This is a genomic window from Protofrankia sp. CiP1_Cm_nod2, from assembly GCF_920664355.1.
Lineage (GTDB): Bacteria > Actinomycetota > Actinomycetes > Frankiales > Frankiaceae > Protofrankia.
The window spans coordinates 9,716-10,267 of record NZ_CAKKTL010000209.1 but is presented as its reverse complement, the minus strand read 5'-3'; the positions used below and the strand labels follow the sequence as shown (position 1 = coordinate 10,267).

General features: G+C 75.0%; 1 protein-coding gene. It reads right to left on the bottom strand.

Annotation, left to right across the window (positions count from 1 at the left end; all coding sequences use genetic code 11):
• A partial coding sequence (locus tag NBW84_RS19180) for an ATP-binding cassette domain-containing protein (protein ID WP_250286121.1) occupies positions 1 to 400 on the bottom strand: 400 nt, incomplete at its 3' end.
• Between the last annotated feature and the right edge of the window lie 152 nt (positions 401 to 552).

Genomic DNA, 552 nt, shown 5'->3' with positions numbered 1-552 from the left:
GATCGTCGCTGCCGCTGTTGTCGTTTCCGTCGATGCCGAGGCATTCCAGCGGTTCGGCGACGATCGCGCCGACGGGCATCCGGGGGTTCAGCGAGCCGATCGGGTCCTGCAGGACGACCTGCACCTCGCGGCGCAGCCAGCGCAGGTCGCGGGGGCGGCCGGGCCGGACCTGCCGGCCCCGGTAGCGCACCGTCCCGGCGTCCGGGTGCTCCAGCCCGAGCAGCAGCCGGACCAGGGTCGACTTGCCCGACCCGGACTCACCGACGATGCCGAGGCTGTGACCATCCGGCAGTGAGAGATCGACATTGTGGACGGCGTGCCGGACGCCGGCCGGGCCGAACAGCGAGGTGCGCGGCAGCCGGTAGGCGCGGGTCAGCCCGCTGGCTTCGAACAGCGTCATGTGCCCGCCTTCGACGCCCGCTCCGGCCGGCCGTCCACCGGCCTGGCAGCCGGGCTGCCGGTGGGCTCGGGAGGTGGGTCGTCCGCGAGGCCAGGAGGCGGGCTGCTGGTGGGTTCGGCGGCCGGGCCGGCCGCGAGTTCGGGTGCCGGGCC